Annotated in this window: 11 protein-coding genes, 3 tRNA genes and 1 rRNA gene; 1 reads left to right on the forward strand and 14 read right to left on the reverse strand. The window is 55.9% G+C overall.

Going from position 1 to position 12,044, the window contains the following annotated elements:
* Window positions 1-10: 10 nt before the first annotated feature.
* The 10 genes from BCM02_RS22280 to BCM02_RS22325 form a co-directional block, all read right to left on the reverse strand.
* Window positions 11-487, reverse strand: coding sequence for a DUF2569 family protein (locus tag BCM02_RS22280; protein ID WP_148931335.1), 477 nt, complete (start codon window positions 485-487; stop codon window positions 11-13).
* 18 nt (window positions 488-505) lie between these two features.
* Window positions 506-1,351 carry an aminoglycoside phosphotransferase family protein gene (locus BCM02_RS22285; RefSeq protein ID WP_148931336.1) on the reverse strand — a complete coding sequence of 282 codons (846 nt, stop codon included), beginning with the start codon at window positions 1,349-1,351 and terminating at the stop codon, window positions 506-508.
* On the reverse strand, window positions 1,348-2,556 hold the full coding sequence (lplT, locus tag BCM02_RS22290) for a lysophospholipid transporter LplT (RefSeq protein WP_187434351.1): 1,209 nt from the start codon (window positions 2,554-2,556) through the stop codon (window positions 1,348-1,350). The genes BCM02_RS22285 and lplT overlap by 4 nt, the downstream gene beginning before the upstream one ends.
* A 160-nt stretch (window positions 2,557-2,716) precedes the next feature.
* Window positions 2,717-3,466, reverse strand: coding sequence for a DUF4247 domain-containing protein (locus BCM02_RS22295; protein ID WP_246183500.1), 750 nt, complete (start codon window positions 3,464-3,466; stop codon window positions 2,717-2,719).
* Window positions 3,467-3,479: 13 nt separating this feature from the next.
* On the reverse strand, window positions 3,480-3,986 hold the full coding sequence (locus tag BCM02_RS22300; protein WP_148931338.1) for a DUF4178 domain-containing protein: 507 nt from the start codon (window positions 3,984-3,986) through the stop codon (window positions 3,480-3,482).
* A gap of 19 nt (window positions 3,987-4,005) precedes the next feature.
* Window positions 4,006-4,410 (reverse strand): DUF350 domain-containing protein, encoded by a 405-nt coding sequence (locus tag BCM02_RS22305; RefSeq protein ID WP_148931339.1) that lies wholly within the window; start codon window positions 4,408-4,410, stop codon window positions 4,006-4,008.
* Between the two features lie 40 nt (window positions 4,411-4,450).
* Window positions 4,451-5,122: a PspA/IM30 family protein gene (locus BCM02_RS22310; RefSeq protein ID WP_148931340.1), complete on the reverse strand. Its 672-nt coding sequence runs from the start codon at window positions 5,120-5,122 to the stop codon at window positions 4,451-4,453.
* A 401-nt stretch (window positions 5,123-5,523) separates the two neighbouring features.
* Window positions 5,524-6,039: a DinB family protein gene (locus BCM02_RS22315; protein ID WP_148931341.1), complete on the reverse strand. Its 516-nt coding sequence runs from the start codon at window positions 6,037-6,039 to the stop codon at window positions 5,524-5,526.
* A gap of 59 nt (window positions 6,040-6,098) precedes the next feature.
* Window positions 6,099-6,845 carry an oxygen-insensitive NADPH nitroreductase gene (gene nfsA, locus BCM02_RS22320; RefSeq protein WP_148931342.1) on the reverse strand — a complete coding sequence of 249 codons (747 nt, stop codon included), beginning with the start codon at window positions 6,843-6,845 and terminating at the stop codon, window positions 6,099-6,101.
* Window positions 6,846-6,963: 118 nt separating this feature from the next.
* Window positions 6,964-10,515 (reverse strand): EAL domain-containing protein, encoded by a 3,552-nt coding sequence (locus tag BCM02_RS22325; RefSeq protein WP_148931343.1) that lies wholly within the window; start codon window positions 10,513-10,515, stop codon window positions 6,964-6,966.
* Between the two features lie 285 nt (window positions 10,516-10,800).
* Between BCM02_RS22325 and BCM02_RS22330 the strand changes: the two genes are divergently transcribed.
* Window positions 10,801-11,451, forward strand: coding sequence for a metal-dependent hydrolase (locus tag BCM02_RS22330; protein WP_148931344.1), 651 nt, complete (start codon window positions 10,801-10,803; stop codon window positions 11,449-11,451).
* A gap of 109 nt (window positions 11,452-11,560) precedes the next feature.
* On the opposite strand, the gene BCM02_RS22335 is transcribed toward BCM02_RS22330, so the two are convergent.
* The 4 genes from BCM02_RS22335 to BCM02_RS22350 all read right to left on the reverse strand — a co-directional run.
* Window positions 11,561-11,635 (reverse strand) — tRNA-Gly (locus BCM02_RS22335).
* A gap of 3 nt (window positions 11,636-11,638) precedes the next feature.
* Window positions 11,639-11,725: transfer RNA gene (locus BCM02_RS22340), tRNA-Leu, on the reverse strand.
* Between the two features lie 11 nt (window positions 11,726-11,736).
* Window positions 11,737-11,812: transfer RNA gene (locus tag BCM02_RS22345), tRNA-Thr, on the reverse strand.
* Window positions 11,813-11,950: 138 nt separating this feature from the next.
* Window positions 11,951-12,044: ribosomal RNA gene (locus BCM02_RS22350) — 23S ribosomal RNA — on the reverse strand; the annotation flags it as partial.

Genomic DNA, 12,044 nt, shown 5'->3' on the forward strand with positions numbered 1-12,044 from the left:
TCTCCTTTTGTTAGAACACGAATGTGCGTTTGACGCGCTTCGACCGCGCGAGATACAGTATGCCGACCAAGGCGAGAATACAGTTCTGCAGCGCTTTGAACCACAACTGCGCGGCACCTGCGCCATGCAGGGCATCCGCATAATAAGCGACGCCCAAGACAATGAGGGATAGCGCCAAAATAACGATCAGCAGCGCGACCGCTCCTGTTCGAAACGATCGTTTGCGCTTATAGAGCTGTACGAGAAGAATGGCGATAAAGACGATCAGCAGCGCGTTCGACGCCAGCTCGAACTGAATCATGAAGCGCCACGTCGCATTGACGGCGCCCGATTCCATATTAGCTGCGTAAGCCCCTCCCGGCATTAGCCTTGCAATCGTTCCGCCCACATAGAGAAGCGTTCCGATCAGCATCCACCACATTAAGATTTGCACGGGAATAAGCCAGCCCGACAGACGGGCATGGCGCTCCCATCCGGATCGCAACATCGCCTCTCCTCCTTCGCCCTATGACTTGGAGTTCACGAACAGCTTCCATTCCTTCCAGGCTTCCATATATGCGCTCAAATCTCTCGGATGATGGACCGTACACGTGACGATCCGATTGTACAGCGCGATGAGCACGTCTTCGTAAACGGCGTTCAAATTCCGCGTGTACGGCCAATCCTTCTGCCTGACGATGCTGGCGATCACGTCCGGCTCCAGGTCGTCCGGCGAGGAGCAGAACGCGAAAGCAAGCTCATAGACCGGTTGGCCGACCAGCGGTATCGGATCGATGACGCCGACGAGCTCGCCGTCGTCGAATATGAAATTGTGAACGCCGAAATCGCCGTGCAGCAGGCAGAACGGATCGCTTGCCCGCTCCTTCTTCTCGGCCATCGTCGCGATCATGCGGTGTTCGGCGGCCGTGAATAACGTGCCCGAACGCTTGCGCGTATCTTCGATTTCCGCAATCAAGTAATCCTGCCAGGATGGGAACCTACCCTCCTGCGGCCACGGCACGGGATGGTATTTCGCGATGACGCCAAGCGCGAGTCCGGCCAGCATCTCCTGCTTGCTTCCTTGCACGTAAGCGGAGGTGCCGTGAATATAGCTATAGACCAAATAGCGGTCTTGCGGATCCGCGTAATAGAGATCGGGCAGCAGCGGGATATTCGGGTAGTGACGCAAGTAGGCCGCTTCGGCCGCGATCGTCTTCGGATCGTTGAACTTCAGCACGAGCGGATCATGTTCCCCGCATTGCAGCGCGAAGACGGAGCTGCTCGTCCCTCCGCTGAACTCGGTGATCACCAACTCGCCCGGAGGGAGAACGCCGGCTGCGAACAGCTCGGCTGCGACAACCGTTAAATTCATCGGTCAACCACCTTCTTTCCCGTCCGGATTTGCCCTAGCTGGGTCGAGAGAAACAGAATGAACAGCAGCAGCACGACGCCCGTCCCGATGACGGAGCCGTTCACCGAGATGCCCATCTCGCTAAGCGTCAAATAGATGGTCAAGCCCGACACGGTCAGCACGTTCTCGGAGAAATTTTGTACCGCGATCGTTTTGCCGGCGCCGATCAAGCTCTTGCCCTCTTCCTGCAGCATCGTATTGAGCGGAATAACGAAGATGCCGCCGAAAAGTCCGATCAAGAAAAGCAGCGCGATCGTCAGCCACAGCGTGTTCGTGAATGCCGCCGACATGACCATGGCCACCATCAGGAGCCCGAAATAGAACGCGCGATGCAGCTTGCCGGCCGGCACCCAGCGCGGCGTAATGAAGGCGCTCGCCACGACGCCGATTGCCGTTATGCCGATCATCATCGACTGCTGGTCGGTATCGGTGATGCCTAGATTCAACGGCAGCCAAGCAATGAGCGCGATGCGAAGCACGGCCGCCGTCAACCAGAACGAACCCGTCCCGATGAGCGAGAACCGGCTGCGCGAATTGCGGAACAGCGTGCCTGCATCACGCAGAAACTGCCTCGCTTCCACGCCGTATCGAATCGAGGCATCCCCCCCGCGGGCAGGTACGAGAAGCGTCATCGCCAAGGAGATCAGGAAGACCGCCAAGCAGACCAAAATAGCCGGCAGGTCCGAATTTTGCGCCAGAAAACCGCCGGCTACCGTACCGAGCAAGATTGCCAGAATGGTCGATCCTTCGACCTTCGCGTTCGCCCGCAGCAGCTCGTCCTCCGTGGAGGTCAGTTCGGTCAGAATTCCGTATTTAGCCGGTGAATACGCCACCGCGCCGATCCCTACGAACAGATAGCAGAGCGCCGGCGGCAAGCCCAGCAACAGCAGCGCTATGCCGGCGGCTTTAAGCAAATTGCCGATGAGCAGCACGTGCGACTTCGCTTTCTTATCGGCAAACGCGCCGACGACCGGTGCCAGCAGCACGTACGCGCACAGAAAGGCAATCTGGATATAAGCGACCGTCGTATCCGGATTCTCAACGCCCTGCCGCTTCACCATGCCTACAATGAGAAAAAAGTTCAGATTATCGGCGAACGCGCTCAAAAACTGCGTCAGCACGACCGCGTTCAGCGGCGATAACCATGTTCGTTGCCTTGAAGCCATACCCCAGCTCGTCCTTTCGCGACTTGATTGTTTCCATCCTCTTATCATATACCGAAACTTACACCAACTGGAAGCCCTCCCTTTGCGCGACGCAACAAAAAACAGCATTCCATTGCGGAATGCTGTTTGCCTAACGGGTCCGAATATAAAAGCCGCCTCTTCAGCGTCTCCGTCTTACTCTTCCGTAGCCGGATTTGGTACGGGGAACTTTGGATTTTCGCGGCGTTATCCAATCGTTAGACGGCTGTCCGCCCGACCCGTCCCTCGTAATCGTCCCGGGTCTTGACGGCTCCCGCTCGAATACATTGCCGCCGCTTCCCGGGCGGGTTGTCGTTCCGGCATTCCCTCCTCGCCTGTAGACCGAGCCTTGCTTCTGTACCGTAATCGGAGGTAGCGCCTTCTTCTCCCGAGCGGTAGGAGCCCGATAGCCGCCCGCGCTCGGTTTATACACGTCTCGCTGCGTATAGCCCCGGTAGCTTCCTCCCTTGTAACGTCCGTAATCGAACAGATCATCCAGCAGACTGGCCAGCAAATACCCTTGAAGGAAGCTCATGCTGTAGTTGTTCCGCACGTATTCCCTCGAACTGACCTCGATCAGCGTATCCGAAGGCAGCTGCTCGTCCTGTTGGATGTGCACGATTCGGTCGGCATAGACGAGGAACATTCGATCATTGGCTGCGGGCGATTGCTGCTGCGGCGTCTGCTTGGCGATCAGCTCCTGAGCGGCTTCCATCACCGTCGTGTCTGCCGCGCGATACACATAGGACGCGGCGTTGCCGCTTCCGTTCACGGACTCCAGCGGATACGACTGCTGGATCGTCTGGTTGATTCCCCCGCACGATGCCATCAAAGGAACGATTAGGCCTAGTATCAGTAGGATCTTGAGTACAAACGACCACTTCTGCCGCACGTTCTTGCGCCTCCTAACTGCCTCTCAATACGCGCACGTCTGCCGGAAGGACGTCCTCGCCTTCGTACAGCATGAATCGGCCGTTCTGCCATTCCACCCGAAGCAGCTTGCGGCTGTCGGACTGAAACTGCCATACATGCTGCTCCCCGCCCTGCATGAACGGCGTTCGCCCGACGACGGCAATGTCCCCCGAGAATTGTTCCTCCAAATGATAGATCGTTCCGTCCAACTCCAACGTCGTCGGCACCTCTTCCACGGAATCCAGCCTACCGTCGATCGGGGCGTAGAGCGCATAATCAATGCGTTCCCGCTCCTCGATCGCCAAATACCGAATGTCGACGCCGTCCTGCAGCGTGAGCACGGCTTGATTGCGCAGCCGGTTCTGCGTCCGCCCCACGACTTGATAGGTTACGAGCGACACCTCGCATACGTCACCCGGCCCGATCTGCAGGACGCCGCGTTCCGCGCGCGGCGGCTCCGGCTTGGACACGATGTTCTTCAGTCGTTTAAACAGGCTCATCCCTTCGCACCTCCGTTGCCTATAGAAGCGCGCCGATAATAAGCGCGCCCGAGACGTGGAGGGAACCCGCGAGCAGCGCGTGCGACGACTTGCCCTCCTGCGCGCCCTGGTCCAGATCGATTCGCGCCGCGCTTCTTAGACCGATTCGGAATAAGCTTTCCAACACGAGCAAGATGACGAACGATATCGCCGAAACGATCAAAGCCTCGCCGAGCGCGTCCGACGTGGCGATCGACCTGGACAAAATATACGTTTGCGCGAGCAGTTTCAGGACGAACCGAATCGCAACCGCCGTATTCCCTCGTCTTATTTCATCCAAATCTTTATACCGCGTAAACCAAGCATCCACCGTCATTATAATCGCGAGCAGCACGACGCTAGCCGCAGTCCACACGAGCATGGCCGTTATTTCCTGGATCGTCACCGCCGGATCCTCCCATCATGGATAACGTGCTCGTGCCACATCACTTGCTTGTCTCGTATTGCTTCATAAGCGCGGCCAGCTCGTCTTCAATCGCTTTATTCTTGCCGAGCGCGGCGAACTCGTCGTCGAGCGATCTGCCTTTGCCGGCCATTTCATTGCTTGCTTCGGCGCGTGCCTCCATCTGCAGCATTTTGTCCTCCATTCGCTTCATGCCCGCCGCCGCGGAATCGCCGCTGAAACCGGCCATCGATTGATTGATTTGGTGCTGGGCTTTGGCGGCATTGTAGCGCGCCACGAGCGTTTCCCGTTTGTTCCTCAGCTCGGTCAGCTGTCTGCGCATTTCGTCCAGTTTCGCTCTCAGGCCATCCGCGGCCGTTTTATTTTGCTCGTAGCTCGTTTTGTATTCGGATGCCTTTTGCTCGGCGGCTTTCTTCTCTTCCAATGCGCGTCTGGCCAAATCGACATTTTGTATCTGGGCCGCCGCATGCGCCTGCTCGTCGCGTTTCTTCACGAGCGCGTCCTGCTCCTCGTATAGCGTCTTGAATTTCTTCTCGATCGCGATTTGCGCGGCAACCGCCTTCTCGGCATCCTCCAAATCCGCCTGCATGTCTCGAATGTATTGATCCGTCAGTTTGATCGGGTCCTCGGCTTTCTCGATCATGGCGTATACGTTGGACAACGTTAAATCGCGCAGTCGTTTGAAAATAGACATTTCCGCGTTCCTCCCTCTTTTGCGAACCGTTTGCCTTGCCTATGGCGACACGTATCCTATACCCCGTCTCCGCAAGCGACAATCTTTCTCGAGTTTGGGCAGACTCATGGTTTCTTCGCCATAACCGTGTTACAATAGGGTGGTTTTACAATCCAGACATTATCCAAGGAGGCACCAACCAATGGCTAACAGCCTATCCAAGAAAAAGCGGTTACAGCTCGTCCGAAGCGGCAAACTCGACCCCGCGATGCTCCGCGTAGACTGGAACGGCGTATCCCCCGTAACCCGTCTAACCCCGACCAAGCAAGAGAAGCTACGCAAACAAGCGAATAAGCACAGAAAAAAATGGAATCCCGGCGGCGGACGCGAGGATTCCATTTTTTTATGTACATTCGGTTCGATTACGGCAAATACCGTTCGCGGATGACATTCATATGATGTATTTCGTGCCCCGCAATCACGTACGCAAGAGCCCTGGCGCTAATTTCGCTTCCGTTCGCCTGCCCAATGCGAAGCCAGTCCGACTCCCGCAAGCCGCGTAGGAGCGTATACGTTGCTCTACGGACGCTCTTGTAATCCTCGGCTACCTGCGCAAGACTCCAACCGTCGAACGGCGACGACTGCATGAACAAATCTTGATCATAGCCGGCCAGAGGCGTCTGGTCGCCGCGCGCGATTCGAAGCAGCCGGTAGCTCATAATCCGCTCGTTGTCGGTAATATGGCCGACGACCTCCTTCAAGCTCCATTTGCCCGGCGCGTAACGAAAGTCCCCTTGACGCTCGGGAAGCTGCTCCAGCAAGGCGGTCACGATCGTCTCGCTCGTCTCCAAGATGCCGAGCAGATCGCCATCCGGTACCAAATCGATATATTGACCCGGATATAGGCTGTATTCGTTTTCCTGCGGACGCGTAAGCATGATGGTTCCCTCCCCCGATTTTGAAACGATTGTATCATAGTCCTTCGCTCGCTGCCTAGTTATTCCAGCCGAAATCCTTGCCGGTTCAAATGCCCCTTCATATGTCCGCGAAGCTTGTCCGCCTGCATGCGCGAAGCCGTCTCTACGGACCAATTGGATGCGCGTGCTCCCCCGCTGCGTTCGGCGTAATATGCTTGCAGCGTCTCGTCGTACGCCTTGATGGCTCCCAGCAGCGTCTCGTCTTCGGCGTACGTCTCCTCATGATAGATCGCGCCCATCGGCAATCGCGGACGCAAATCCGGCTCTTGATCCGACGTACCGACGCACATGCCGAACACCGGATAGACGTTGGCCGGCAGACGCAGCAGCTCCGCTACGTCATCGGGACGGTTGCGGATGCCGCCGATATAAACGATGCCATAGCCGAGCGATTCGGCCGCGACGGCGGCATTCTGCGCGGCCAGCGATACATCCACCGTGCCGAGCAGGAGCGTCTCGGTATTCTGGTGAAGCTGGCCGTTATGCATCTCCATGACTAGCTCAAGCCGGTGCAGATCGGCGCACCATACAAGCATAAGCGGGCACTCCGCGACATATCGCTGATTTCCGGCCAGGACCGACAACGCCTGCTTACGCTCCGGGTCTCGCACGCCGATGACCGTATAGGCTTGGATATTGGACGACGTTGACGCGGCCTGCGCGGCTTCTACAATCGCGCGGATGTGCTCGTCCGGGATTGGATCCGGTTTGAACTTGCGGATGGAACGATGTCCTTTCAACGCGTCGATAATCGGATGCGCGTGCATTCACTCTACCTCCTTAGCGTCGAAGTCAAAGGAGGCATTCCTCCGATTCCCGGATGAATGCCTCCTCTCGACGCCGTTCATATGATTGTTCTATCGTAATGGAAAGCTTCACGGGAAGTCAAGCTTCCATGCGATCCGAACGCGATTGGACGAAGCTAACCAATTCTTCGGGCGGCATCGGCCGTCCGTAGTAGAAACCTTGAATGCTATCGCATCCCCTTTGTCTCAAGAACTCGACTTGATCGGCCCGTTCGGCGCCTTCCGCGGTCACTTGAAGCCCGAGGTTGCGTGCAAGCGAAATGATCGTCGTCGTGATCGCCGCGTCTTCCGTATCCTCCGGCAAATCCTGAATGAACGAACGGTCGATCTTCAGGGTATTGACTTTAAACCGTTTCAGATAACTGAGCGACGAGTAACCTGTCCCGAAATCGTCGATGGACACATATACGCCCAGCTCCTGCAGCTCGCTTAGCACGTCCATCATCCGGAATTGATCGGACATCAAGGCGCTCTCCGTAATTTCCAGCTCCAGCAATTGCGGATCCAGCCCCGTCTCGTGCAGCGTCCGCCTTACCATCGCCACGAAGCCCGGGTCCCAGAATTGCTGGGCGGCCACGTTCACCGCGACGCGCAGTTCGCAGATGCCCTCGTCCAGCCATGCTTTGGATTGCCGGCATGCTTCCCAGAGCACCCATTCGCCCAGCGTTGCGATAAAACCGGTCTCTTCCGCCAGCGGGATGAACTCGCCCGGCGATATAAACCCGTGCTGCGGATGCTTCCACCGGATGAGCGCCTCCACGCCTTTCACCGTATTCGTCTCCAATTCGACTCTAGGCTGATAGAACAGGATGAACTCCTGCCGCGACAGCGCTTTGTCCAGCTCGCTCATCAGAATGAAGCGTTGGTACGCCTTCGCGTCTAGTTTTGCGTCGAAGCCGAAATATTGATTGCGTCCCGCCGCCTTCGCCTGGTACATTGCGTTGTCGGCGTGCTTCAGCAGCACGTTCGCATCCGTCCCGTGATCCGGGAACATGCTAATGCCGATGCTGCCCGTCAATCGGAATTCGTGTCCGGACAAGTCGAACGGCTCGTTGATGACGTTCATCACGGTTCGCGCCATCCGGTAATAGTGCTTGTCGTTATCCGAATCCGGCACAAGCAGCGCGAATTCGTCGCCGCCGAGGCGCGAGAGCACAAGCTCCGTCCCGACCCGCTTTAACCGTTTGCCGATTTGAATTAGGATTTCGTCTCCCGCATCATGGCCGAGCGAGTCATTGATGAATTTGAACTGATCGAGATCGATGTAGAGCAGGCCGAAGCCTCCGCCTTCCCGGCTATACACCTCGATATTGCGGTTCAACTCGTTCATCAGATGCCTGCGGTTGCCAAGGCCTGTAAGCGGGTCGAAGAAAGCCAACGTCTGAATCTCTTCCTTCGATTGCATTTGTTCGATGGCCAGCGCGATCAGCTGCATGAACCCTTCCAGCAGCTCTGTTTCGTAAGGCTTCGGTTTGCCCGGCTGATCGAACAGGATCGTGAAGAATCCAAGCATTTTGTCGTCCTTCCCGGACAAAACCGGATTGATCCAGCACGCTCTAATATTCGTATCCGCGTAGGCCGTCTTGAACAGACTGCCAACCGGCAGCGAATCGCGATCCAAATCCTCGATCCATACCGGTCTGCGCTCCTGTCTGGCAATCGCATAAGGACCGTCGAACGCATCCGTATTTCGGCCGGTCTGCGGCTTAACGCCATAGCTATGAACATGCGTCATATTCTCCATGCCGTCTTCGTCGCGATCCAACAGCACGATCGACACCGCGCTTGCCGACAAATCCTCGTAGGCACGCTGGGTTAACGTCTCGAGCACTTCGTTCAACGGCTTGCCCCGGACGAGTTCTTTCAGCACCTCGTATTGCGTGTTGCGCATCGCTTCGGCCCGCTTGCGGTCCGTCACGTCGACCGAGACGCCATAGATGGAAATAATGTCGCCATCCTCCCCATGGACCGGCGTCGAGCTGCTTTGAATCCACCGAATCTGGCCGGTACGTTGATGAAAAATGCGGAACTCGTACGTGATGCCCTCTTTGAATTTAGTCGCGTTGATGAAAGCATTGCGGATAATCGGGATATCCGGCGGATATACGAGGTCGAAGAACAAATCTTGCCCTTCGGCCTGGTCGTTCACCGTAACGCCGAACAGCTTCTCCACGCCGGGACTTAAGTACAGCCACTGCTTAGACTTATATTCGCGCGACCAGATGACGATATCCAAATGATTCAATACCTGCTCTAACCGGAAACGGGTTTGATCGAGCTCCATCTCCGATAACTTCAACGCCGTTACATTGCGCACGATGCCGATGCAGCGTTCGATCTCGCCGCTCGCATCCTTAACGAACTCCCCTTGAAAATGGACGTATTTCAGTTCCCCGGCCAAGGTGACGAGCCGAACGTCGATCTCGAATAAATCGCCGCTCGTCTTCACGTTCGCAATGTACGTCAACAGGCGATGCAGATCGTCCTGATGGACAAGTCGGCTAAACGATTCGAACGTAATCGGAACCTCGAGCGGAATATCGAAAATCCGGTGCACTTCCTTGGAGCATTGCGCCACGCCTGTGCGCAAATCCAGCTCCCAGTTGCCGGTTTCCGCGATTTGCTGCGCGTGTTCCAAATCCCGTTCCTTCTTGAGCAGCTGATCGTTGAACGTCTTCTCTTCGGTAAATTCGCGCGATACGATCAGAATGCGTTCCAGCTCGCCTTGCGAGTTGCAGATCGGGGACGCATGCACGTGGAAGTAATGCGGCGTACCGCTGCTGTCTTTGATTTCGTGCTGGAAAACGACCAGCTCTTTGTTCTCGGTCAGCTTGAAGAACAGCGGCCTTAGTTTGTCCCGGTGCTCGAGCGGAATCGTATCCAGCACGTGTCTGCCTTTCAGCGTTTGCGGATCACGTCCGAGCAGCGTCTCGTAAGAGCGCGAAGCAAAATCGATTACGCCGTTCGCATCCGCCACCGCCAGCAAATCGTGCAGATTGTCCGAGATCGACCGATACAGCCGAACGGCGCCTTCCTGCTGCATCTCGGCTTTCTTCCGGTCCGTAATATCCTGGTAACAAATAATCGCGCCGATGATGCGTTTGTCGATGCCATAAATCGGGTTGGCGCTGCAGCTCAGATACAGCTCGTTCTGCTTCGCATCCTTGAACAGCAAATGCTCGCTATCCATGATTTCGCCGCGAAGCGCGCGATAACTCGGATAATCTTGCAGCGGCAGCGGCTTGCCGTCCACGTGGTAGAGACCGAAATAGTCCAGCCACTGACTGCGAGAGACGCGTCTGACTTCGGGGAAAATACGCTGCATCTGTTTATTGCTGTATACAACTTTCCCTTTGGCGTTGACCGCAAGCACGCTCTCCTGCATATGTTCGAGCAATGCTCTGTGGATGGCGCCGTCCCTTTTCACCCGATTCACTCGCCAAATGATGTAGACGGCCAAACCGATCGCGCTCATGCCCGCTAAGGTCAATTGCACGGGCGTTTGGTTCATCCCCGGCCATAGCGGAATCTTCCATCGCAGCGTGACGTCCAGCATAACAAGCCCGATAACCGTCAGCAGGAAGAACGCTAGAATATCGGAGAATAGATTCGTTAGATTTAGTCGTTTCATGATGTCTCCTCCATGAGAAAGCAGCCAAGCTTCGGACGACCGACTCCTTCGGCGCCTAGGCTCCCTAAGCTTCCATGCTTAAGGTAGTTCTTTATACGCGATTAATCTCGTGTAATAAAGAGATCGGTCATTTTCATGCAAATGATTAGCTTCGCCCCCTTCGAATCTAGCGTTAAATGTTTCCGGTCTGTCAACGAAGTAGATTGAAGCCGCCCTAATATTGTTATTTGGTCGTATACTCGGTATAATAAGCAAACATACATTCGCATGACTAGTGGAGGTTTCATGAAAGGAAGAACTCATCTTACCATTGGGATCGGCATCGGCGCCGTCTGCAGCGCCCTCTACGCCGATTCTCTGCAAAGCGCGGGCATTTATTTGGCCGTCGCCGGCTTCTCCTCGCTTAGCGCCGATTTGGACGGCACAAGCATGCTAAGCAGCAAGCTCGGCAAACTGTCCCGGCTGCTCCGGTCGTTGTTCGTATGGGGCGGCGCTGGCGGTCTCGCGGCCTGCGTCGCCTTGTACTTCGGCGCCGATTGGTCGCGTACCCCCGTGTGGATTGTCTCCGGGCTAGCCTTTATGCTCGGTCTTTTGACGCAATCCGGTTTTCTGCGTGATTTGTTGGTCAGTCTGATCGGCGCAGGACTCGTTTTCTACGGCTGGCCTAGCGGAATGACGTGGCTGATCGGACTTGGCGTCTTCATCGCCATCGCGCCTTGGCTGAACCACCGCGGCATGACCCATACCGTGTGGGCCGCAGCCGCTTGGGCGTGGATTGGCCTTGAATTCGAAGGCCATTATCACGTCGAACACGCCGGCCTTGTGGCCGTCTATGGCTACCTCTCGCACCTAATCGCGGACACGCTCACGCCGAGCGGGGTGAAGTGGTTTTATCCGCTGCTGAACAAAAGTTTGAAGCTGCGCCTATTTAAATAGCGTGCTTGACCCTAAACCGTATCGAAGGATTTCGATGCGGTTTTTCGCGAATCGAACATCGACCAAATACAAAAAAACCGAGACGTCATGTCTCGGTATCGTGTACATATGGAGCGGAAGACGGGAATCGAACCCGCGACCCTCGCCTTGGCAAGGCGATGCTCTACCGCTGAGCCACTTCCGCATATGGTGCGGTCAAGAGGACTTGAACCTCCACGTCATTGCTGACACTAGAACCTGAATCTAGCGCGTCTGCCAATTCCGCCATGACCGCGTATGCAATACTGGTGCCGCCGAGAGGACTTGAACCCCCAACCTACTGATTACAAGTCAGTTGCTCTACCAATTGAGCTACAGCGGCAAAACAGGGTTACACCTTGAAAACTGGATACGAAACTCAACACTTCAGCTGGTTTAAAACATACGCTTCCGAAGTTAACTTTCTTCGAAAGTTCAAAGCTGATGCTTCCGAAGAAAGCATTCACTCCGTGATTGCTTTTAGGATAAGCCCTCGACCGATTAGTATTCGTCAGCTGCACGCATTGCTGCGCTTCCACCTCGAACCTATCAACCTGGTCGTCTTCCAGGGGTCT

It is taken from the genome of Paenibacillus methanolicus (assembly GCF_008124765.1).
Lineage (GTDB): Bacteria > Bacillota > Bacilli > Paenibacillales > Paenibacillaceae > Paenibacillus_Z > Paenibacillus_Z methanolicus.

What these genes read in the sequence shown, in the direction of transcription:
- BCM02_RS22280 (WP_148931335.1), bottom strand. Translation starts at nt 487, where the DNA reads ATGTTGCGATCCGGATGGGAGCGCCATGCCCGTCTGTCGGGCTGGCTT.
- BCM02_RS22285 (WP_148931336.1), bottom strand. Translation starts at nt 1,351, where the DNA reads ATGAATTTAACGGTTGTCGCAGCCGAGCTGTTCGCAGCCGGCGTTCTC.
- lplT (WP_187434351.1), bottom strand. Translation starts at nt 2,556, where the DNA reads ATGGCTTCAAGGCAACGAACATGGTTATCGCCGCTGAACGCGGTCGTG.
- BCM02_RS22300 (WP_148931338.1), bottom strand. Translation starts at nt 3,986, where the DNA reads ATGAGCCTGTTTAAACGACTGAAGAACATCGTGTCCAAGCCGGAGCCG.
- BCM02_RS22310 (WP_148931340.1), bottom strand. Translation starts at nt 5,122, where the DNA reads ATGTCTATTTTCAAACGACTGCGCGATTTAACGTTGTCCAACGTATAC.
- BCM02_RS22315 (WP_148931341.1), bottom strand. Translation starts at nt 6,039, where the DNA reads ATGCTTACGCGTCCGCAGGAAAACGAATACAGCCTATATCCGGGTCAA.
- nfsA (WP_148931342.1), bottom strand. Translation starts at nt 6,845, where the DNA reads ATGCACGCGCATCCGATTATCGACGCGTTGAAAGGACATCGTTCCATC.
- BCM02_RS22325 (WP_148931343.1), bottom strand. Translation starts at nt 10,515, where the DNA reads ATGAAACGACTAAATCTAACGAATCTATTCTCCGATATTCTAGCGTTC.
- BCM02_RS22330 (WP_148931344.1), top strand. Translation starts at nt 10,801, where the DNA reads ATGAAAGGAAGAACTCATCTTACCATTGGGATCGGCATCGGCGCCGTC.